19 protein-coding genes are annotated in these 20,205 nt (G+C 57.8%); 12 read left to right on the top strand and 7 right to left on the bottom strand.

The window, feature by feature from the left end:
* Positions 1-4 precede the first annotated feature (4 nt).
* Positions 5-2,389: a DUF1631 family protein gene (locus R1T46_RS09350; protein ID WP_317308072.1), complete on the bottom strand. Its 2,385-nt coding sequence runs from the start codon at positions 2,387-2,389 to the stop codon at positions 5-7.
* A gap of 209 nt (positions 2,390-2,598) precedes the next feature.
* On the opposite strand from R1T46_RS09350, the gene R1T46_RS09355 reads away from it, so the two are divergent.
* The 3 genes from R1T46_RS09355 (at position 2,599) to R1T46_RS09365 (ending at position 5,291) form a co-directional block, all read left to right on the top strand.
* Positions 2,599-3,384 carry a substrate-binding periplasmic protein gene (locus tag R1T46_RS09355; RefSeq protein ID WP_127401747.1) on the top strand — a complete coding sequence of 262 codons (786 nt, stop codon included), beginning with the start codon at positions 2,599-2,601 and terminating at the stop codon, positions 3,382-3,384.
* A 104-nt stretch (positions 3,385-3,488) separates the two neighbouring features.
* The gene (locus tag R1T46_RS09360; RefSeq protein ID WP_036209409.1) at positions 3,489-4,211 is read left to right on the top strand and encodes a hypothetical protein; all 723 of its coding nucleotides are present in this window, start codon (positions 3,489-3,491) and stop codon (positions 4,209-4,211) included.
* Positions 4,212-4,223: 12 nt separating this feature from the next.
* The gene (locus tag R1T46_RS09365; protein ID WP_127401746.1) at positions 4,224-5,291 is read left to right on the top strand and encodes a peptidoglycan -binding protein; all 1,068 of its coding nucleotides are present in this window, start codon (positions 4,224-4,226) and stop codon (positions 5,289-5,291) included.
* A 15-nt stretch (positions 5,292-5,306) separates the two neighbouring features.
* Here R1T46_RS09365 and R1T46_RS09370 read toward each other — a convergent pair whose 3' ends face one another.
* Positions 5,307-5,972: a hypothetical protein gene (locus tag R1T46_RS09370; protein ID WP_286811435.1), complete on the bottom strand. Its 666-nt coding sequence runs from the start codon at positions 5,970-5,972 to the stop codon at positions 5,307-5,309.
* A 235-nt stretch (positions 5,973-6,207) separates the two neighbouring features.
* Between R1T46_RS09370 and R1T46_RS09375 the strand changes: the two genes are divergently transcribed.
* The gene (locus R1T46_RS09375) at positions 6,208-6,996 is read left to right on the top strand and encodes a TSUP family transporter (RefSeq protein WP_075197021.1); all 789 of its coding nucleotides are present in this window, start codon (positions 6,208-6,210) and stop codon (positions 6,994-6,996) included.
* On the opposite strand, the gene R1T46_RS09380 is transcribed toward R1T46_RS09375, so the two are convergent.
* Positions 6,993-7,778, bottom strand: a complete 786-nt coding sequence (locus R1T46_RS09380) for a ZIP family metal transporter (protein ID WP_286811434.1) — start codon at positions 7,776-7,778, stop codon at positions 6,993-6,995. The two genes, R1T46_RS09375 and R1T46_RS09380, sit on opposite strands and share 4 nt — an antisense overlap.
* A gap of 134 nt (positions 7,779-7,912) precedes the next feature.
* Here R1T46_RS09380 and R1T46_RS09385 point away from each other — a divergent pair, with 134 nt between their 5' ends.
* Positions 7,913-8,785: a diacylglycerol/lipid kinase family protein gene (locus R1T46_RS09385; protein ID WP_041334184.1), complete on the top strand. Its 873-nt coding sequence runs from the start codon at positions 7,913-7,915 to the stop codon at positions 8,783-8,785.
* A gap of 12 nt (positions 8,786-8,797) precedes the next feature.
* Here the strand turns inward: R1T46_RS09385 and R1T46_RS09390 are convergent, their stop codons facing one another.
* Both R1T46_RS09390 and R1T46_RS09395 read right to left on the bottom strand, forming a co-directional pair.
* Positions 8,798-9,604, bottom strand: coding sequence for a DUF1338 domain-containing protein (locus tag R1T46_RS09390; protein WP_286811433.1), 807 nt, complete (start codon positions 9,602-9,604; stop codon positions 8,798-8,800).
* A complete protein-coding gene (locus R1T46_RS09395) occupies positions 9,591-10,721 on the bottom strand; it encodes an arginine N-succinyltransferase (RefSeq protein WP_199480698.1) in 1,131 nt (376 codons plus the stop codon). The genes R1T46_RS09390 and R1T46_RS09395 overlap by 14 nt, the downstream gene beginning before the upstream one ends.
* A 130-nt stretch (positions 10,722-10,851) precedes the next feature.
* Here R1T46_RS09395 and R1T46_RS09400 point away from each other — a divergent pair, with 130 nt between their 5' ends.
* Together R1T46_RS09400 and R1T46_RS09405 are read left to right on the top strand one after the other, a co-directional pair.
* Positions 10,852-11,280 (top strand): Lrp/AsnC family transcriptional regulator, encoded by a 429-nt coding sequence (locus tag R1T46_RS09400; RefSeq protein ID WP_040474313.1) that lies wholly within the window; start codon positions 10,852-10,854, stop codon positions 11,278-11,280.
* 624 nt (positions 11,281-11,904) lie between these two features.
* The gene (locus R1T46_RS09405) at positions 11,905-13,452 is read left to right on the top strand and encodes a peroxidase family protein (RefSeq protein ID WP_085679639.1); all 1,548 of its coding nucleotides are present in this window, start codon (positions 11,905-11,907) and stop codon (positions 13,450-13,452) included.
* Positions 13,453-13,516: 64 nt separating this feature from the next.
* Here R1T46_RS09405 and R1T46_RS09410 read toward each other — a convergent pair whose 3' ends face one another.
* Positions 13,517-13,792: a YebG family protein gene (locus tag R1T46_RS09410; RefSeq protein ID WP_007152627.1), complete on the bottom strand. Its 276-nt coding sequence runs from the start codon at positions 13,790-13,792 to the stop codon at positions 13,517-13,519.
* Between the two features lie 206 nt (positions 13,793-13,998).
* Between R1T46_RS09410 and R1T46_RS09415 the strand changes: the two genes are divergently transcribed.
* From R1T46_RS09415 to R1T46_RS09430, 4 genes are all read left to right on the top strand, one after another.
* The gene (locus tag R1T46_RS09415) at positions 13,999-14,601 is read left to right on the top strand and encodes a LemA family protein (protein ID WP_164732149.1); all 603 of its coding nucleotides are present in this window, start codon (positions 13,999-14,001) and stop codon (positions 14,599-14,601) included.
* Positions 14,601-15,356, top strand: a complete 756-nt coding sequence (locus R1T46_RS09420) for a TPM domain-containing protein (protein WP_036209438.1) — start codon at positions 14,601-14,603, stop codon at positions 15,354-15,356. Before R1T46_RS09415 ends, R1T46_RS09420 begins: the two co-directional genes overlap by 1 nt.
* Positions 15,357-15,415: 59 nt before the next feature.
* Positions 15,416-16,042 carry a TPM domain-containing protein gene (locus R1T46_RS09425; protein ID WP_036209441.1) on the top strand — a complete coding sequence of 209 codons (627 nt, stop codon included), beginning with the start codon at positions 15,416-15,418 and terminating at the stop codon, positions 16,040-16,042.
* An 89-nt stretch (positions 16,043-16,131) separates the two neighbouring features.
* A complete protein-coding gene (locus R1T46_RS09430; RefSeq protein ID WP_317308073.1) occupies positions 16,132-17,349 on the top strand; it encodes a DUF5610 domain-containing protein in 1,218 nt (405 codons plus the stop codon).
* A gap of 4 nt (positions 17,350-17,353) precedes the next feature.
* Here R1T46_RS09430 and R1T46_RS09435 read toward each other — a convergent pair whose 3' ends face one another.
* Positions 17,354-18,268, bottom strand: coding sequence for a glutathione S-transferase family protein (locus R1T46_RS09435; RefSeq protein WP_286811429.1), 915 nt, complete (start codon positions 18,266-18,268; stop codon positions 17,354-17,356).
* 208 nt (positions 18,269-18,476) lie between these two features.
* On the opposite strand from R1T46_RS09435, the gene R1T46_RS09440 reads away from it, so the two are divergent.
* Positions 18,477-20,159 carry an AMP-binding protein gene (locus R1T46_RS09440; RefSeq protein WP_036209447.1) on the top strand — a complete coding sequence of 561 codons (1,683 nt, stop codon included), beginning with the start codon at positions 18,477-18,479 and terminating at the stop codon, positions 20,157-20,159.
* The last annotated feature ends 46 nt before the right edge of the window (positions 20,160-20,205 follow it).

A 20,205-nucleotide genomic window follows, 5' to 3' on the forward strand; every position in this document is an offset into this window, starting at 1 on the left:
CCCCCTAAACGATGTCGAACAGGCTCTGGTCGACAAAGGGAATGTCTCCCTGCTTGACGAGCCACGCGTCACCGCGGGCCAGTCTCGACACGAATTCGGAATATTGATAACTCACCTCACCCAGTCCCTGGGGCGAAAGGAACACAAAGCGAAAGACATCCTTGCCGCCCCAGACCAGTCGCATGCGCCGTTTTTCACCATTGTCGAGGACAATCTCAACCCAATCGCCCACGCCAATTTCCTGGGCACGCCGGGCCCAGCGGGTGTCAACTGACTCTGTAGAGGCCTCCGCTTCCTCCTGCTGGCAGGAACCCGGAGGATAGGCGTCGAGGGTTACTGTTTCGGTCGATACCTGCTGATGCAATTCCCGGGTCAGCCTCGCCACCACATCGCGGACTGGCGACACTTCGCCAACCGTACGTAGTTCCCTGTCGATAAGCTGGATCAACGCGTCGCTTTCCAACTCCCGCTCAAATGCGAGATCCTTGCTGGTTTCTCCGCCCGATAGCCAGAGGCGGATCTGCTCAACGATGTTAATGAAACTTGTGGCGGTTTGGCTCTCAGCGCCTTCCCGCAATACCGCCAGTACGATCAACTGCTCCCAGCCTGCGTTCAAAAGATCAAGCAGTACTGTTGGCACGGCTTTATCCGCCAGGATCATGTTCAGGCGTCGCTGCACGCCGAGCCGCGTCTGCCGCAGGCGTTCCTTGCCTTCCAGGGTCTTGGCGATACGTTCGGAGTTCCTCAGGAACGATTGTTCCTGGCGTTCTACCAGGCCCTGCAACCGGGTACCGATGGACCTGTAAAAGGCTTCATCCCGTTCTTCCGTCTGGATGAGTTCATCGATAATCCCCGTCACCGTCTGTTCCAGGTTGCGGCTTGAACTCCGCTCGGCCAGGCAGAGGCGCATAAGATCGTTGACGATGGTCCTGGCCGGGTGGTTGTCACGGTCAAGGAATTCAGAGGTCTCGAGCAGGACCTCCAGAACCGGAAGTCTCAACTGTTCAAGCTGTTCCCTCAGCGTTCTGTTCAGCCCCTGTTCATGCTCCAGTGGGGCGAACAGACGATCCACGAGGGTGACTTTGTCCCACGTACCGTCATCAAGTGCCTGTTCGAGATCCGGATTGGAGGATGCCAGGTTTCGAATGGCTTCCTCCATGCTGGGGCCGGGCTCGCCCAGCACCTTGCGCAGATCATCTCTGTGCGGTCGCAGTTCGGCGGTAAACTGTGGGTTGGTGCGTGGCCAGGTATCCCGCACGTTACCCGGATCCTGTTGCAGGCTCATGAGGCGCAGTAACGAACGCCCAGGGGCAGAGGCGGGTGCCGCGTGGGGCGTGGAATCTACCACCGATGCTTCGGGATGGGGCGTCTCCGTTGGTGCTTCCCGGGCCTTATTGGATTCCCTCAGTGACCAGTTGGAAGGCAAGCTGGTCAGATCGAGCGCCAGCAGGCCCGCTGCACGAAGGTCGCGGTTCAGCGACTCTGCGGCTCGGGGCCAGAGGTCGTCCAGCACGGTCTCGAAAGCAAGGTAGAGCGTGCCGCGATGCTGTCGGGCAATACCGAGTCGATCAATGGCGAATTGCAGGCAGGTGCACAGTGACAGTGGTGAAAGAGGGTTGCTGCGGTCGCTGATATCGCAGGAAAAAAGCTGGTTGAGCAACTGGCTGAGCACGAACAGCGTATTGGTGTGTTTGCTGGCGAGCTCGGATGCCACCATCTGGAGTTCCAGCCAGTCCTCAAAAACATGCTGCTCCACGACCCTGAGTTCGCCGTTATAGCTGTTGTTGTCCTTACTCGGGTTGAGCTGGTGGTCGAACGCTTGGAATTGCAGCGTGAAATCCCGGTATATCTGCTCCCCCCGACTGTTGAAGATAAAGCGCATGTCCTTCAGACGGGTGATCTCACGCACTTCCGCCGCTTGTTCAAGGTCGTTCCCGATACCCTCGCAGGCGTGGTCGATGAAGTCGGCTACCAGGGTGCCCAGCAGGCGCCGGGTGTGTTTTTGGTAGGTATCTCGCAACGACGGCAAGCTGGCGGAGGGTGGGGTGAGCTGATCAGGAATCCTTTGTGGCAAGCGTCGCAGATATTCAATGGTTTCCGCGTCGTGGGGATCACTGGTCATCCGCACACTGTCCCCAGCGGCAGCTTGTAGACCACCACTCACACGCGTGGGGTGATTGCCGTCAAACAGAAATAGTTCGGCGGGAGTGTGGTCCGACCCATTCAGGTGTTGTATCAGACCAGGCGAAGTGAGGTTCGCCAGTGTCAGTTGGGCGCCGTCGTCGCCGGACGAGGCCGCGACCAGTTCACATCCACAAGGAATAAAACCGCGAACAACGATGAGAGCGTTTTGACGGAGGCCGGTGATACGGGTCTGGCTTTCTGTCATAAACGGGGTCCCTGGGCAGGCCGGCTGCCAACAATTCCATAAACATGCATTCAGATTTTACACTTCTTCACACCTCACGGTAGACCAGTTTCAGCGGAAAATCTGTTTATTCCGATGGATAAAGGTATTGACGGGTGTATTGGCATTATTGCTCAAAGTGACTAGCCTAAACTACCAATACCCCTACCCATTGCGACGAGGACAAAAGCATGCCAGCCAAACCAGGCCCAGAAATGACCGGCCCGTTGAAGTTCATTAGACCGGTCTTGCAAGGCCTCCTTATGCTGGCGGTGGTGTCGTCGGCCGTTGCTGACGAGAAGCTGTATATCTTCACCGAGAACTACCCACCCTATAACGCGTCAACCACGGGGCAGGGCTTCGCCCATAATGAAGACGATATCACCGGTATCTGTACCGATATGGTTAAAACCATGATGGAGCGGGTGGACTACGAATACGTCATGAAGATGCGGGACTGGAGCCGTGCCTACGAATGGGTCCAGGGGCGGGAGAACCATGCTCTGTTCTGCACCGCCAGAACCGAGGAGCGGGAAGACGAGTTTCAGTGGGTCGGCCCGCTGGCGTCGATCAAGTGGACCCTGTTTGCCGCGCCCGATTCCAACATCCAGTTGGAGTCCCTCGAAGGTGCCCGGCAGTACAAGATTGCCGGGTACAAGGGTGACGTCATGTCGGACTATCTGGTGAGTGAGGGGTTTGATCTGGTCATGACTGTGTCCGGTGAGCAGAATCCTCGACGTTTGGTGCTGGGCCAGGCCGACCTTTGGGTGACAGATGGTCTCGTGGGGCCTCTGGTGGCGGAGGAAGAGCACGACATCACTGGCCTGAAACCGGTTCTCGTTTTCCGTGAGACGCCGATGTACCTGGCGGTCAGCAACGAAACGGCCCCGGCCATTGTGGAGGACCTTCAGGCAGCGCTTGATGAAGCGCGAGACAGCGGCGCCCTGGACAGTATCGCTCAACGCTACGAGCCTTGAGCGGTGGTAACAAATCCTTAACGCAACCAGTGGGGGTGTGGACAGCAGTAATGGCAAGCTTGTGCTAGCTTTTAACGTGTTTCCCGACGAATGCGGTGGCGTTAATGAGCAATCCCAAGCATACCCTTTTCTGGATGACGCTGTTCCTGGTGGTCGTTGTGGTGGTTTGTGCATTGATCCACAAACCATTGCAGGCCGCGTTTATGGCGAACTGGGTGTTCAACCTGTTAATTGTTTGTGTGCTGCTGGTTGGCATTGCCATCACCTATCGCCAGGTGTTTGTGCTGTTTCCGGAATTGCGCTGGATTGCGCAGTTCCGCACCGGCAACGCCGGGCTCTCCGTATTGCAGGAACCCCGTCTTCTGAAGCCGCTGGCGCGACAGTTGGATGACGACTCCAAGCGTGACCGCTTCTCGTTGTCCACCATGTCGTTGCGTACGGTACTGGATGGCATCCACAGCCGCATGGACGAACAGCGCGAAATCACCCGCTATTTCATCAGTCTTCTCATCTTCCTGGGATTGCTGGGCACCTTCTGGGGCCTGCTTGGAACCATCAATTCCGTAGGCGCCGTCATTGTAAACCTGGACATGAGCCAGGAGGACTTCGGCAAGGTGTTTGCGGGCCTGCAGTCTGGGCTGCTGGAACCCCTGGAAGGCATGGGAACGGCGTTCAGCTCGTCGCTGCTGGGGCTTGGCGGCTCCTTGGTCCTGGGTTTTCTGGATATCCAGGCGGGCCACGCCCAGAACCGGTTTTATGACGGCCTTGAGGAATGGCTGACTGGTGTAACCAACCTCGTGGACCGGGTTGACGATGATCCGCGATAGCAGGCCAGCCCCATGATCGGTTCCCGGCGTCGAACCCGCAGCAGCATCAACGTATGGCCCGGATACGTCGATGCGTTGTCGGCACTGCTGATGTTGATCATCTTCATGCTGCTGATTTACGTGGTCAGCCAGCTGTACCTGTCGCAAACCCTCTCGGATCGGGATTCGGAACTGGCCAGGCTCAATAGCCGCTTGCAGGAAATTTCCCGGTTGCTTGGTCTTGAGCAGGAAGAGACCGCCGCCCTGGAAAACGAGATGGCGGCGGTCCAGAACCGCTTCAGCGAAAGCCTCGCGCTGAACGATACACTTCGTGAGGAGCTGGAGGAGGAGAAGGCCCGGCGGTTGGAGCAACAATACAATGCCGAGGCCCAGGCCCTGCGGGTTGAAGATCTTGGCAAGGCCGTCGCCAGGGCGGAGTCGGAGTTGGAGGATGAAGAGCAACTGACGGCTTCCCAGCGCACAATCATCCAGCAGCTTTCGAACCAGATTGCGGCGCTGCAGGATCAGCTCGGCCGCATCACCGCTGCGTTGCGTTTACAGGAGGACCTCACCGCCGAGAAGGAAGCCGAACTTGAAGAGGTGGGAAAGCGCCTGAATACATTGCTTGCCGAACGAGTCAATGAACTGGAGCGCTATCAGTCGGAATTCTTCGCCAGGCTGCGGGATATTCTGCAGGACAACGAGAACATCCGCATTGTCGGCGATCGCTTCCTGTTACCTTCGGAATTGCTGTTTGCCTCCGGCTCCGCCAGCCTTGGGCAGGAGGGTCAACAGGAGCTGGACAAGCTGGCAGAAGTGCTGCTGGACGTGGTGGACGCCATTCCCGAGGATATCGACTGGATTCTGCGCATCGACGGCCACACCGACCGGATTCCCATCAATACCGAAGCGTTTCCCTCGAACTGGGAACTCTCCACGGCCAGGGCAGTCGCCGTCGTGCGCTACCTTGCCTCTGCAGGCGTTCCCCAGAACCGCATGGTAGCTGCCGGTTTCGGGGAATTTTTCCCGGTTGCTTCGGGCGGTTCTGCCGAGGCGCTGCGACAGAACCGACGTATCGAGATCAAGCTGACAGACCGTTAAACGCTAGAGGCTGTGTCAGCCTGTCCGCCCGAAGAAACGTTCGAAGAACCCGGTTTCCCGCACGTCGGGAATGGGCAGGTCGGCGTTATCCTCAAGCGCCTTGCGCCAGAACTTCTCGGGGTCATCGAGGTGGGCAACTTTTTCCCGTTCCTGTGTGCTGTAGGAATTGTGGTCTCCACTGAGCCCGTGTTCCATGAGTTCCTGTTCCCAGAGATACAGGGCGCAGCGAACAACGCGAAGCAGCTTGTTATAGCTGTCCCTGCTGATGGCAATGGCCAGTTCGGCGGTCAGGTTGATATGCGCCTGAAGCGTGGCCATTTCCTCTTTGTCGAAAACAATACGGTGGCCCGTGCCTTTCTTGCAGGCCATACAGGTTTTTTCCAGGGATTTGATGCCTTCTGGCATGTCTCGATGGCCGAAGTCCTGCTTCTGCTTGTCGTCGACCGGGGCGGGGATCCAGCCATACTGGGGTGAGCGGGCCACGATATGGCCGGGAACATCGCGCCGGTAGGGCGGGAGTTCCGAAGTATCACTGTAGCCGTCAAACTCGATTCGCATCCACGACGCCATCGTCCGGTGGCGCAACATCATGGCCAGGGTGATGGCTGAGGGCATGATCTCCTCAAGTGATTCTCCGTCGTCCCGGAGCCGTTCGTCCAGATGATCAACTGCTGCTGACATGGCTGTTCTCCATTTACCACGGGCAGAAGGGCCCACCTCCTGCCTGGCTGTTGTTCTTGTCGGAAATTCTGTCCGGCGGCTTTACCGGAAGCATTGATTAAAAACTAGGCGCTTTCTGTCATTTCTTCCGTTGTAGAAAAGTAGCCAGTTTGTTACTGGAAGTAAGGGCTTCCCGGCAGGTATGCTCATACACCTTTGTATTCGCGAACCTGGCTCCCGGAACCTCGATACCTCTATGTCTGACTTGGCGTTGTACCAGTATGTCCTGATTGGCCTGATTTTTATCTGGAGCGGGTTTGTCCGTTCCGGGCTGGGATTCGGCGGGGCGGTGCTTTCACTGCCTTTCCTGCTGCTGGTGCTGGACGACCCGCTGGTGTTCCTGCCCATCATTGCAGTGCACCTGTTGGTGTTTTCCTCCCTGACCATCTGGATGAATAATCGCAAGTCGTCGGGTACGGGTGATGATGGCGCGGCGGTCGTGGGTACGGTCGATTGGCATTATCTCTGGCGGATTCTGGCGATCATGATCGTGCCCAAGCTGATCGGGGTGTTCGGACTGATCACACTGCCGTCAGAGATCATGAGCACGATTATCTTTGTGATCGTGTCCCTGTACTCCATCTCCTACATCCTGGACCGGCCTTTTCGCAGCGGCAGCCGGACTGTGGACGCGGTGTTTCTGATGGTGGGCGGCTACATCAGTGGTACGTCCCTGATTGGTGCCCCGCTGATTATTGCCGTTGTGGCGCAGCATCTGCCGAAAGAGCGCCTGCGGGACACCCTGTTCGCACTCTGGTTCATCCTGGTGGTGATCAAAATGGCGGCGTTTATCTGGGTGGGCGTCGACCTGCAGCTGATCCACCACCTGTGGCTGTTACCCTGCGCTGCCATTGGTCATGTCATCGGGCTTTACGTTCACGACCGCATGCTGAAGGCGGAAACACCGATCTTCTTCCGGGTGCTGGGCGTTGTGCTGTTGATCGTCAGCAGCATCGGTATGGCGAGGGTGTTGTTTCCCGGCTAACCCAGCGTGGCGTCAAGGAACATCATGATGACGAAGCCGCCCAGAAGCGAGAAGGTGGCCAGGGTCTTGAAGCGGCCACGATGGGTCTCGGGGATGATCTCATCACTGATAATGAACAGCATGGCACCGGCCGCGAAGCCAAGGGTCCACGGCATGATGGGTTCTGCCAGCCATACCATGGTGCTGCCGAAAAGCCCGCCAACGGGCTCGAGCAGCCCGGTCAGCACCGCGATCCCGAAGGATTTCAGGCGTGAGTGCTCGATGGCCAGCAGGGCCACGGCCACGGCCAGGCCTTCGGGGATGTTCTGAAGCCCAATGCCCACCGCCAGGGCCACCCCATTACCGATGTCACCACCGGCAAACCCGACGCCAACGGCCATGCCTTCAGGGAAGTTGTGCAGGGCAATGGCGATGATGAACAGCCATATCCGGCGTATACGTGCGCTGTCAGGGCCTTCCCGGCCCAGGGTGAAGTGTTCGTGGGGTAGCCGCTGATGAATGCTGAAGAGCAGGCCTGCGCCCATGAGAAGACCGGCGATAACCATCAACGCGGCGCTCCAGGTAGCGCCGGTGAGCTCCTCGCCGTATTCGATGCCCGGGAGTAGTAGCGAGAAGAACGACGCCGCCAGCATGACCCCCGCAGCTGCGCTGAGCATGCTGTCCTGCAGCTGTGGCGTGAGCTTTCTGACCAGGAATACACCCAGGGCGCCGACACCTGTCCCAAGGCCTGCCAGCAGGCTGGCAATCGACCCCAGCCAGACAACATTGACATCTTCCAGCATCGGTCTCCCTTAGTTCGTCGGTGGCGGCGTTACAGCGCCGTTAAACCTTGACCATGTTGATGGCAAGTTCCGCTACCATGGCTTATACCTTAGTACGTCAAAAATCCAAAACAGACTCAGGAAGACGGTATGCAATGGTTTACTGGTTGATGGCCAACCCCAACGCCGGGGAAAAGGACAATCGTGGCGCTGAGTTCTGGCGAAATTACCTGGAAAGTGCGGGCATTGTCGATATCCGGGATTGCAGTCTTGACGATAAGAGTTGGACCGAAGAGGTGGGCCCCAGGGACTTCATCCTCGCGGCTGGAGGCGATGGCTCAGTAAATGCGGCGGCCGGTTTTTGTCTCGATACCGGCGCTACCCTCGCGGTTCTGCCTTCCGGGACCGCCAATGATTTTGCCCGCAACCTGGGGCTGCCTGACGATCCCCAGCATGTTTGCAATCTGGTCTCGGCAGGACGGACCCGTATGCTGGACGTAGCCACCACCGATAACGGTCTGTTTCTGAACGTGGCTCATATCGGACTCGGCACATTGCCGGTTCGAGAGTCGTCGGCGGACGCCAAACGACTTCTCGGTCGCTTCAGCTATGGCGTAGCGTTGCTGCAGAAACTGCGGGTGTATCGGGGTTTCCATGGCCTCATCGAAACCGAGAAGGGAACCGTAGCCGGGCGATGGCTGACCATTGCGGTGTCCTCCGGTGCCTTTTTCGGCGGTGGCAACGAGATTCCCCAGGCGTCGGCAGGGGATGGTCAATTGGATGTCGTGGCCGTGAGGCCGCGTTCGCTGTTCCAGCTTTTCATGACTTTTTTGACGGTGCGGTTGAGCCGTAACTCTCCGAAACGAACCAGCACAGTGGTTCACCTCAAAAGCCCGACCGTGTCGATCACCACCCGTTCGCGCCGAACGGTCACCATGGATGGGGACATCGCCGGCGATACACCACTTCGTGCTCAATGCAGGCCAGCCTGCCTGAAGGTCATCTGTGAGGAACTGGTAACGACCTGAAGGCTTTGTCCTTCAGGTTCGGCTGTCCGTGCTCTCGAAAATCTTGTCCGCCGAGGCGGCAACAAAGCCACTGTAGAGCTCTCCGTCAGGCTTGGCATAGCGACGTGCGAACTCGTAGAAGCAGCTTGGTATGGCCGCCGTCTGATCCGTAAACCGGACGTCGGCACGGTCCGCCATGGTGGAAGATTGTTCCAGCAGCTCTTCCGGAGAGCCTTTGATCTCACCTCCGGAACTGTTCACACGGTAACCGTTGTCTTTGAGGGTCTGATTGATTTCAGCCACGGTTTTGAATCGGCTGAGATGATTGATGCTCACCGTAAAGTGGTTGGCCCGATAACCCCAAGCCGCTACCCAGGCCGCGTATTCACTTTCCTCCAGCAGGGTCTGGTAGGTGGCGTGGTCGACATCCCAGTGACGACCGGAATAGAGAAAGTCGTCCCGGGTGACGGCGGTAGGGTCCATCTGGCTCACCAGGCCTTCCACAATGGATTGCAGCGACCCGGAACACTGATCAACCAGCAATTCGGAAATGAACACCTTGGGGGCAGTCGGATCTGGATGCTCGTAGTGTTTTGCGTACAGTTTCTTGGCGTCGAAGTGATAGTCGCCGCCTTCGTGATATCCCAGCGCCAGGAAGTGCGCGGCCAGTTTGTCCAGGTTTACCTTCTCGATGTTGAAGGTACGCAGGGCAATGTGGTCATTCACAATTTCGCCGCCCTGGGTGTCATCCAGCAACCGGTGGATATCCTGTGCCGAGGGTGTCACCTCGCAGTAATTGTTCCAAAGGTGGCGGAACAATGTATCTCTATCGGTGTGCATGGATGGCCTCCTGTTGTTGGCGCAGTGGAATGGCTGTGGTCGCAGCGCCGCTCTGTGCGGTTGCAAGTTCCATGAAGCGGACTTCTCCATCGTTGCGCAGATGAAGCGACTTTGCCAGTGCTGCCGGTACCTGCAGGAGATTGTGAGCAGGCAGGTATCGGGCAGCACTGGTGACGGTGGCGCGGAAATTCGCCGTTTCGGTATTGGTGATGGCCAACAGTCGGCCCTGGCCACCCCGGTTCCATTCCTCGAGCGTCGGTTGCACATCATCAACAATCTGGATACGGCAGCCGACGGACGTCGATACCGAGCGGATATCGGCCAGTCTCGCCTCAACGGTCGGGCCGGCATCAAACAGATCCACGTAACCATTATGGCGGAACCCTTCGGCTTCGAGCATGGTGAGGGCCGGACGGGTTTGCGGGTGTACCTGCCCGATAACAGCGCGGGCGTTTTCGTCCATCAAATGGGTGTAGAGCGGGTGTCGGGGCATCAGGTCGGCGATAAAGCCGTTGTCGCCCGTGCCCACCATGCGTGTCACCGTGCTGAAATCAAGATCCACGAAATGGGTCCGCAACCAATCCCAGAAGGGCGACTGCCCGCCTTCGTCCGAGATGCCCCGCATTTCAGCGATGACAGTCTCAGCAAAACGCTGCGGATGCTGGGCCATAAACAGAAAGCGAACCCGGGAGAGCAGCTTGCCCGCGTGCGCCCGCCGAAACCTGGGCCGCAAAAACAGTGTGCAGATCTCGCTGCAACCGGTGTAATGATTGCACATGTTGAGGACTTCCAGTCGGCGGAGCAGATTCAGTTCCGGCGAGTGGTGAACGACCTGGCTGCGATGATAATGATACAGAGGGCGTCGGATGCCTACAGAGGCTTCAATACCGGTGGTACCCATGATTTCGCCGGTTTCCGGGTCTTCCAACACGAACAGATAGCCTTCGTCGCCTGGGGTACCGGTATGGCGGTTAAAACTGTCCATGGAATGACGGATTTTCTGGGTCAGGAAATCACGGTCATCGACCAGTGAGGTGAAACCGGGGCCGGATTCCACGGCAATCTGCTGCAGAGCGGCGAGGTCTGAGAGGGCAACCGGGCGGATAATCATAGACATGTCCTCATCTGCTGACCGCTGGAAGCGGAGAGTGGTAGGGCCAGTATGATGGGGTGTAGTGCCATTTTGTAGCGTCAAAAAATGATAAATGATGATATATTATGGCAATTTGACCAGGAATGATGTCGATATGATCAGCAAGCAGGACCAAAGGCTACTATTACACCTGCGCCAGAATGCCCGTTGCAGTGTCTCGGACCTGGCCAGGGCACTGGACCTGTCGCGCTCAACGGTGCAGAACCGCATTGCAAAGCTCGAAGCGAGTGGCGTGATTCGCGGGTATTCCGTTGAGCTTGGAGGCGAGTATACGGCAACCCAAGTGGAGGCCCATGTGTCGATCAAGGTTTTCCAGAAGCTGACGGCTCGAACCAACGCAGCCCTGGAACAGATCAGCCAGGTATCCCAGTTGTATTCTGTCAGCGGCGAGTATGATCTGATTGCCATCGTCCAGGCTCAGTCCCTGGAGGAGCTGAGTGCGGTTCTGGACGAAATCGGCAATCTTGAGGGTGTGGAGCGAACCAATTCGGCGGTGGTTCTGGAGACGCGTTTCAGGCGTTGATACCAGTATTTCCGGAAATGGTTTGTAAAAGCTGTAATGAGTTTCAACATCTTTGCATATGCGACATATCGTCTGAGTGTTGATTCCTCGCCCAGGTCTGTACCCATTCAGGTGGCTGATTTTACGGGGCAATGCTATTTAGGGCTGAGATAGGGGCTGGTCATTAGAGCTCGAAGTGGAAAACGCCAAGGGCGTTCGGCTAAAAAGTGTCAGATTTTGATACGTAGGGTGTAAAGCAAACCAGAAAACTCTGTAAATGTGTTTAAAGTGCAGTGATTGTGTTGGCTCCTGTCTGCAAAAATCTCAAATCCGTACTTTTTCGTGCTCTCCTGAAAAAATTCCGTCGTCACCCGCTGTCAGCAATGTATGCAGGCGTGCTGTTTTCCGGCGGTCGTGGAAGTTGTCCAATGTTGGCTGTCGGTCCTGAATGTGCCTGGCTGTTGTTGTTAACTGCCTGTTTGAGCATGGGATTCCGATGGGCCCGTAGTTCGGTTTTTTCACTTGATATCTCGCTGGCATGGAAGCTGCTATTTCCCTGGGGCTCGTCGCGAAGGGCACGACGCCCTGGCCGTTGTTCGCGGCTTCGACGGTCTGAGGACCTGATAGTCCAAATGGGAGAGAGGAATGAATATCAAGGAAACGTTCGAAACGAGCGAAAAAACGTACAAGAAAGTCAACATGTGTCCCGGCCATGGCATGGGCGGACGGCACCCGTCACGCAAGGGGCTTGACCAGTTATCCGGCCACGATGACCCAGGCATGTTTGGTCGTATGTTTCCGGGCCTGTCGGCCCTGGATGTGCCAGACAACAAGTTACAGGCGCTGGCGGAAGCCATGCTGGATCCCGATCCGACGGACAGTTCACTGGACAATCCGGGCATTCCGGGCGGTTACACCTACTTTGGCCAGTTTGTCGACCACGACATCACGCTCGATCTGAGCTCTTTGTCCGATAAGAAAAGGGACCCGCTGGGACTGGAGAACTTCCGTACCCCGGCGCTGGACCTGGATAATGTCTATGGTCTCGGCCCTGACGGCTCACCCCATCTGTATGCCAGGAACCCGGCGGACCCTTCGCAACGTGGTCCCAAGTTGGTGATTGGCCGGAACATCAACGTCGATTTTGGTGGCATCACCGGCGATTTTGCCAACGACCTTCCCCGCAGCCCGGAAGGCGTGGCATTGATTGGTGACCCGCGCAACGATGAAAACCTGCTGGTTGCGCAGACCCACCTGGCCTTCCTGAAGTTCCATAACGCTGTGTGTGACAAGCTGCAGAGCGAGGGCGTAGCGGCTGAACAGCTCCTGACTGAAGCCAGGAAAACCGTGACTTACCACTATCAGTGGATGGTGCTCCACGACTGGATGGAGCGTCTGTGCGGGGAAGGTGCGACCGACCGAATTCTCAACGATGGCCGGCAGTACTACCGGTTCAAGAAAACCCCTTACATGCCGGTGGAGTTTTCAGTGGCGGCCTATCGTTTGGGGCACAGCATGGTGCGCCAGCGCTATAGCCACAACCGGATCTTCGCTGATACCGGTTTTGATCTGTTGTTTGCGTTCTCCGGACTGTCTGGGGACATTATTGGAAATCTCGCACCGCAGCCTCCCACCGGGCCAACGCCAGTCAGTGTGTTGCCCAGCAACTGGATTATCGACTGGCGGCGCTTCCACGACCTTGACCGTCCATCGTCGATGCCATTCAATCCGTCGCGGAAACTGGACCCGTTGTTGGTGGAGGAACTTCATAATCTGCCGGGTGGTGGCGGTAACCTGGCTTTCCGTAATCTCAAGCGCGGCGTGAGCCTGGGCTTGCCCTCCGGCCAGGATGTGGCCCGTGAAATGGGCGTAGCCAATGCGTTGACTGCCGATGAAATTGCGACCGGGCCGGATGGCGAGGAAGCCAAGCGCCAGGGGCTGCATGAGTCAACACCGCTGTGGTACTACATCCTGAAGGAAGCGCAGGTGAAAGAGGCCGGTGACCGGCTGGGCCCGGTTGGGGCAGCCATCGTGTCCGAGGTGTTCGTGGGGTTGATCCACGGTGATCAGCAGTCGTTCCTCTGGCAGGAGGGCAAAGACTGGAAACCATCCCTGCCGGCAGCCACGCCAGGAACCTTCACCATGGCGGATATGTTGAGGTTTATTGGGGATATCAATCCCCTGGGAGACTGATCCGCGCAGACGTACCGAGGCGGGGAGGCGTGTGGTGAATGAGCGCCTCCCCGCCCATTCTGGGTTATGCGTCGGTGGTTTCGTTCAGCAATGAGGGTTTTTTCAGGGCCTTGGCGAACAGGTCCTTTTCCTCGGCAATGGCGAGTGCCGCTTTTTCCGCCATGGCTTCATCCAGGCCCTCAACTCGCGCCTGTAGAAACTGGGTGATTTCCTCGGCCAGTTCCAGGACTTTGTCCCGGGCATCGGCTTCCGCTTTGGACGAGAAGAGCATTGTGTCGGGGTGTTTCAGTGCCATCTCCAGTCCATCCCTCTCCGAGTAATACAGCGCTTGTACGGCCATGACGTTCTCCAGTGTGTTCCCGCACGTTGTCGTGTCTGGTGGGGTTCATTGAATCTGCGGTGAGTATACTTAAGGCATCTGTATATGTATACAGTGTTTTCGGCCGCCTGGGCGGCAGATGTCGGGCGGAAAAATGTGATAGTGTTTTAGGCCGGCGATGACCAGACCCACCATCAAGGAACCGATACGCTATGCACGACCGACCCATGGCCAGCCCAGGCCGAACGCCCTTTCAGCTTGCTGCTCTGGCCTTGCTGGCCATGCTGCTCACCGGCTGCGGCATCAACAACATTCCAACGTATGACGAGCAGGTTAAATCAGCCTGGGCGCAGGTGGAGAACCAGTACCAGAGGCGGGCGGATCTGGTGCCGAACCTCGTTGAAACGGTGAAAGGTTTTGCGGATCAGGAACAGGAAACCCTGACAGCAGTCACCGAAGCGCGCTCGAAGGCTACCTCTATTCAGGTCGACGAAAGCATTCTCAACAACCCCGAGAAGCTGAAACAGTTCCAGCAGGTTCAGGGTGAACTCAGCAGTGCGCTCAGCCGCCTGATGGCGGTTTCAGAGCGCTACCCGGATCTGAAGTCAAACCAGAACTTCCTGGCGTTGCAGTCGCAACTGGAAGGTACGGAGAACCGTATCTCGGTCGCAAGGCGTGACTTTATCCAGGCGGTTGAGCGCTACAACACGGAAATCCGGACCTTTCCAGGCCGTCTCTGGCACAGCATGCTTTACAGCGACCTTGAGTTGAGGGCCAACTTCGAGGCCACTACCCCCGATGCCCAGGAAGCGCCACAGGTGGAGTTCTGATGCCTGTTCGTTTCCACCCCGTTATCGTTTTTCTGGCCTTGATTGTGCTGTGCCAGGCCAATGCCCAGGCGCAATCCACTCCTGATTTCCCCGACCTGACCGGTCGCGTGGTGGACCGCGCCGACATGCTGCCCGCCAAAGTTGAACGTCGCCTCAGCCAGATGCTTGAGGCCCACGAGCAGTCAACGACCGAACAGGTGGTTGTGGTGACGCTGCCGAACCTTCAGGGCTATGCCATTGAAGACTTTGGCTACCAGTTGGGTCGTCACTGGGGAATTGGCCAGGAAGGTGAAGACAACGGTGCGTTGCTGTTGGTAGCCAAGGATGAGCGGCGGATTCGCATCGAGGTTGGCTACGGCCTCGAAGGTCGACTGACCGACGCCACATCCGCCACGATTATTAATCAGATCATTACCCCGGCGTTCAGGCAGGGGGATTTTGCCACCGGCATTGCCAACGGTGCTGCGGCCATGGTTCAGGTATTGGGTGGTGAGCCACTTGCGGTTCCGAAGTCCAGTCGCCAGGCAGCCGAAGACGATCGGCCCCATCCGGCGTTGGGCATCCTGTTTTTCGTCATTGTGCTGATTGCGTTCTTTAGAGGCGGTGTCGGCGGGGGCCGTGGTGGCCGCAGTGCCCTGCTGGCCGGTGCGCTCGCTGGTGGTCTTGGTGGAGGTCGCGGCGGCGGTTTTGGCGGTGGTGGCTTCAGCGGCGGAGGCGGTGGCTTCGGCGGCGGTGGTGCCTCCGGCGGTTGGTAAACCAGCGACTCAACGCGAGTAGACAGCGAACCTATTGATTCAGCAACACCGGAACGAACATGACGTTACTAACAGACAGTGAGCAACAACAGGTGGCTTCGGCCATCACAGAGGTGGAGCGTGAGACCGACGCGGAACTGGTAACGGTTCTTGCCGCAGCCTCCGATGATTATTCCTATATCCCTCTGCTCTGGGCCGGGGTTATTGCACTACTGGTGCCCGGAGCGATCAATTACTTTACCGGTTCGTTGGGCGCGGACTGGTTGCTGGTGGTTCAGTGGGTGACCTTTATCCTGTTATGCCTGTTGTTTCGGTTTCCGGGTGTGGGGCATCATCTGGTTCCAAAGGCTGTTCGCTTCTGGCGGGCGTCCAACATGGCCCGGCGGCAATTCCTGGAGCAGGATCTTCATCACACCCAGGGCGGCGTTGGCATGCTGATTTTCGTCTCGGAAGCGGAACACTATGTTGAAATTCTGGTGGATCAGGGCATTGCCGATAAGGTCAGCGACGGCGTTTGGGAAGAGATTGTCGGCACCTTTACCAACCAGGTTCGCAGTGGCGATACCCTGGCCGGCTTCCTCGGTTGCATCGAAAGTTGCGGCCAGCACCTGCGGGAGCAGTTGCCCGCAACCCGCGAGAAAAACGAATTGCCTAATCATCTGGTGCTAATACCGAAACGTTCTTAATGCCTGCCGCCGGTCTGCCGATAAACAGGGGCAGGCTGCGGAAGCATCCCATGTCCTGCCTGCAGACAGCGCTGATGAGGGGTGAGGGTATGGTTTCTCCAATTAATATTCCCGGTTCCGGAATGCCAGGTCGCTCCGGCGCGGAGCCATCGGGAAGCCGGTCGACAAACAATGCCCCCGAGCCTACCAAGGTCCGGGAACAGGGCAGGGGGGCGATCCGCACGCCCGAGGATGCTATTAACGCACTTCGAAGCAGGCTTGAACAACAGCTTCAGCAACGACTCGGGGCATCCGGCCCCGACGCATCTGCCTCCACCCGAAATCGATTCGAACCGCCGACAGCCGCCGACGTGGCCAGCCGCGTGCTGGGCTTCGTCCAGCAGCGCCTGCAAAAGGAAGCGGCTGCCGGTGCAGACTCGGAGCGCCTGGCAGGCCTGCTTTCCGATGCACGCCGTGGTGTTGAGCAGGGGTTCTCCGAGGCGCGGGAGCAGATCGAAGCCCTGGGGTTGATGACGGACACATTGAGTCGTGATATCGACGACAGCTTCACGCGCATCCAGGACGGTTTGTCTGATCTGGAATCGCGGTATCTGCAAAACGGGATGCCGTCAGAGAGCCGGGTAGCAGCGGCGATGGTGGAGAGCGCCAGCAAAGAGTCTTTTGCGTTTGAGGTCACCACCCGTGACGGCGACCGTGTGACCGTTCGCATGGAGGAGCAACGCTACTCGGCGATGTCGGCAAGTGCCCGCGAGAGTGATGGCGTCCGGTCTGAAGAAGTACGCTCGGCCAGCCTGTTTTCGGGGCGTTATGCGTTCTCGGTGGAGGGCAGTCTGGATGACGGCGAGAAGGCCGCGCTCGCGGATCTTTTTGGCAAAGTGCAGCAAGTGTCTGGCCGTTTTTTCGACGGCGATATCCAGGGTGCCTTTCAAGCGGCCCAGTCGTTGAGTTTGGGCGGGGATGAACTGGCGAGCTTCAGCCTGAACCTCTCTGCTACCCGGATGGTGTCTGCCGCTGCTTACGAGTCTGTATCCCGTGAGCCTTCATCCGAGCCCTCCGCAAACATGCAGTTGCGACCGCTTGGCAGTCTCGCCCGGGATATCCAGGGGCTTGCTCAGGAGTCGGTTGCCAAAGGCATGGACCTTCAGGCAATGGAAGGGCTCATGCAGGAACTGCTGGACGATATCCAGCGGCTCCAGAACGAGCGGGGCGGCGAAAACAACCCCGCGCCGCGCTCGTTAATGGATGATTTCCTGTCTTCAGTGTTGGCCGCTTTCGAAAGTGCCGGCCAGAAGGGCGAGCCGGCTTGAGGCATCAGGCCGGCTTGATTGCATAACCCTGTTTCGGGAAGTGGACATGGACCTGCCCGACACGCGCGTGGGAACGCTCCAGAATCAGGGTTTGCTCATCTGCGAACACCAGGCGTCCTGCGACCGGGTCGCGCCCGTAGTCATCGGGTGCGACTTCGACATTCTTTCCTGTTAACTCATTACCACCGGCAGACTCAATGGCTCGCGGCGTTTCATTGCGGGCAATGTCCAATGCCTGGTCAGCGGTGATCTCACTAGGTTTGCCGTGTCCGAAGGCTTTCATTCGCTCCAGCCACGCTGCCACGTTGGGAGTGTCCCGCAGCCAGGGTTTGCCCGCCAGATCGCAGACAAACCACAGGCCATGGTAGGCCGAAAAATCAGCGATGCAGGGAGTATCGCCGAACAAGAAGTCTTTCTCCAGCATCGACTCCATGGTTTCGATGTGCGCCATAACCTTGGCTTTTGCCTGCGGCCCTCGTACCGCTTTCACGCGGGACTTTGTGCCCATGGTGATGCGGTCCTTGAGGAAGCGTAAGGCGTTCAGCAGCGACGTGTCGCGGATCAGCTTCCGCAGCATGCGGCCATCGCTGGCGGCAATCACGCAGGCAAGAAACACCTCAAGGTCCGTGGTGTGCACAAAGTCGATGACTGCTTGCGGCTGGTTGGCCAGGCTCAATTCCGGTTTGCCACTCAGGCGTGCGATTTCGTCAGCGATGGCGCGGCTGTCGCAGAACACATCGGCGCCACTCTGGGCCACGGGAACTTTGCGGTAACCACCCGCCAGCGCGGAAAGCATAGGCCGGGGCGGCATTTCCCGGACGATAACAGACTGCCAGGAAAGGCCGGCGTAGCCGAGCATGGCCCTAACCTTTTCGGAAAAAGGCGACATGGCGTAGTGGTACAGAATGAACTCTTGCATGGGGAAACCCATCCTTATTTGGCAATGTTATCTGGCGCGATCCGGGAGGTTACCCTGCAATCCTGTCGGGCGAAAGGCCGGGAGTTGTCCGTGTGGGCCAGCTGGCCCGTCACCATCGCCCAGGCTTGAGGAAACGGGAAATACAGGTACTATGCTTTAGTTGCCCAAAAATAACGTCAGAAAAGACGACAACAATAAGGAGCCCTTGATGGCTGCAGACAGCAACAAGCAAACGTCCCTCCACTGCCTGTATTACTGGGCAAAGCAAACCCCCGACAAGGTATACCTGACCCAGCCATTTCCGGATGGCACCACCGAAGACATTACCTGGAAACAGGCCGCCGACCAGGTGTCCCGGATGTCGGCTCACTTGGCAACACTGGGCCTGCCGGAACGCAGCAATGTCGCCATTCTTGGCAAGAACAGTGCGCACTGGATCCTGTCAGACCTCGCCATATGGGCTGCCGGCCACGTTTCAGTTCCGCTATATCCGACGCTCAATGGTGAGACAGCTGCGTATGTGCTGGAGCACAGTGAAGCGAAACTGCTGTTCCTGGGGAAGTTGGACGGCAAGGCGGACGGCTGGAACGATATCAAGGGCCACATTCCCGGAGACCTGCCGGTTATTTCTTTGCCGATGTCGCCCCGGGACGACACGCCGAAATGGCTGGACGTTATCGCCCAGCAGCAGCCGGCCGAACCCAGCTTGCCGGACCCTGATGACCTGGCCACCCTGGTTTATACGTCTGGAAGCACCGGTCGCCCGAAAGGCGTTATGCACAGTTTTCGCACCATGATTTCCGTCGCCGATGGGCTGCAGCAGATATTCCCTGTCACCCAGGATGAAAGAATGCTTTCCTATCTGCCTCTTGCCCATGTTGCTGAACGTGCGGCGGTGGAAACCCAGTCGCTTTATTACGGATTCCACCTGTATTTTGCCAATTCCCTGGACACCTTCCAGGAAGATCTGCAAAGAGCCCGGCCGACCCTGTTCTTCTCGGTGCCCAGGCTGTGGATGAAGTTCTACCTGGCCATCAACAGCAAGTTGCCGCCGAAGAAGCAGAAGGTGCTGTTCAATATTCCGGTACTGAACAAACTGGTGAAAAAGAAGGTATTGAAGCAGTTGGGCCTGGATCACTGCCGTGCGGCCCTCACGGGGGCGGCACCGCTCTCGGGTGAAATTATTGGCTGGTACAGGAACCTTGGGCTGGAGCTGCTGGAGGTGTATGGGATGTCGGAAAACTTCGGCTATTCTCATGCCAATCGCCCGGGCCGGGCCAAGGTGGGTACCGTGGGTGTCACCAATCCTGGTGCGGAGCATCGTCTGGCTGAGAATGGCGAAGTGCAGGTCAAGAGCCCCGGCCAGATGCTGGGCTACTATAAGAACGAAGAGAAAACCCGCGAGGACGTTACCGAGGATGGCTTCCTTAAAACCGGGGATATGGGAGAGATCGACAGCGAGGGGTATCTGCGCATCACTGGCCGCGTGAAGGATCTTTTCAAAACCTCCAAGGGCAAGTATGTGGTGCCAGTGCCCATCGAAAGCCGTTTTAATCATCCCAAGGCAGAGGTTGTGTGCGTGGCGGGAGCCAACCAACCTCAGCCCTGCCTGATGGTGCTGTTATCCGAAGAAGCACGGGAAGCGCTGGAAGCAGGAGGCAGTCGTGATGAGCTGGAGAGGGAGCTGGCTGCGGAGCTGGACGCCGTTAACAGTGGGTGCGAGGCTCATGAGAAGCTGGCGTTCGTGGTGGTGGTGAAAGAACCCTGGACCATGGAAAACGGTATGCTCACACCCACCATGAAGATCAAGCGGAATGTGATCGAGGACTTCTACAACCGCAAAATGGACGAGTGGTTTGGCAAGAAGCAAAAGGTGATCTGGGAGTTCTGATCCCCAAAACGAAAACACCGGTGAGCCTGGGTATCCAGGGCCACCG

It is taken from the genome of Marinobacter salarius, assembly GCF_032922745.1.
GTDB lineage: Bacteria > Pseudomonadota > Gammaproteobacteria > Pseudomonadales > Oleiphilaceae > Marinobacter.

Bases quoted from the DNA above. Each gene is read 5' to 3' on its own strand.
- R1T46_RS09385 (WP_041334184.1), top strand. From the start codon at position 7,913: ATGGTTTACTGGTTGATGGCCAACCCCAACGCCGGGGAAAAGGACAAT.
- R1T46_RS09350 (WP_317308072.1), bottom strand. From the start codon at position 2,389: ATGACAGAAAGCCAGACCCGTATCACCGGCCTCCGTCAAAACGCTCTC.
- R1T46_RS09395 (WP_199480698.1), bottom strand. From the start codon at position 10,721: ATGTCTATGATTATCCGCCCGGTTGCCCTCTCAGACCTCGCCGCTCTG.
- R1T46_RS09360 (WP_036209409.1), top strand. From the start codon at position 3,489: ATGAGCAATCCCAAGCATACCCTTTTCTGGATGACGCTGTTCCTGGTG.
- R1T46_RS09405 (WP_085679639.1), top strand. From the start codon at position 11,905: ATGAATATCAAGGAAACGTTCGAAACGAGCGAAAAAACGTACAAGAAA.
- R1T46_RS09420 (WP_036209438.1), top strand. From the start codon at position 14,601: ATGCCTGTTCGTTTCCACCCCGTTATCGTTTTTCTGGCCTTGATTGTG.
- R1T46_RS09430 (WP_317308073.1), top strand. From the start codon at position 16,132: ATGGTTTCTCCAATTAATATTCCCGGTTCCGGAATGCCAGGTCGCTCC.
- R1T46_RS09390 (WP_286811433.1), bottom strand. From the start codon at position 9,604: ATGCACACCGATAGAGATACATTGTTCCGCCACCTTTGGAACAATTAC.
- R1T46_RS09425 (WP_036209441.1), top strand. From the start codon at position 15,416: ATGACGTTACTAACAGACAGTGAGCAACAACAGGTGGCTTCGGCCATC.
- R1T46_RS09365 (WP_127401746.1), top strand. From the start codon at position 4,224: ATGATCGGTTCCCGGCGTCGAACCCGCAGCAGCATCAACGTATGGCCC.
- R1T46_RS09370 (WP_286811435.1), bottom strand. From the start codon at position 5,972: ATGTCAGCAGCAGTTGATCATCTGGACGAACGGCTCCGGGACGACGGA.
- R1T46_RS09375 (WP_075197021.1), top strand. From the start codon at position 6,208: ATGTCTGACTTGGCGTTGTACCAGTATGTCCTGATTGGCCTGATTTTT.
- R1T46_RS09355 (WP_127401747.1), top strand. From the start codon at position 2,599: ATGCCAGCCAAACCAGGCCCAGAAATGACCGGCCCGTTGAAGTTCATT.
- R1T46_RS09410 (WP_007152627.1), bottom strand. From the start codon at position 13,792: ATGGCCGTACAAGCGCTGTATTACTCGGAGAGGGATGGACTGGAGATG.
- R1T46_RS09435 (WP_286811429.1), bottom strand. From the start codon at position 18,268: ATGCAAGAGTTCATTCTGTACCACTACGCCATGTCGCCTTTTTCCGAA.
- R1T46_RS09380 (WP_286811434.1), bottom strand. From the start codon at position 7,778: ATGCTGGAAGATGTCAATGTTGTCTGGCTGGGGTCGATTGCCAGCCTG.
- R1T46_RS09440 (WP_036209447.1), top strand. From the start codon at position 18,477: ATGGCTGCAGACAGCAACAAGCAAACGTCCCTCCACTGCCTGTATTAC.
- R1T46_RS09415 (WP_164732149.1), top strand. From the start codon at position 13,999: ATGGCCAGCCCAGGCCGAACGCCCTTTCAGCTTGCTGCTCTGGCCTTG.
- R1T46_RS09400 (WP_040474313.1), top strand. From the start codon at position 10,852: ATGATCAGCAAGCAGGACCAAAGGCTACTATTACACCTGCGCCAGAAT.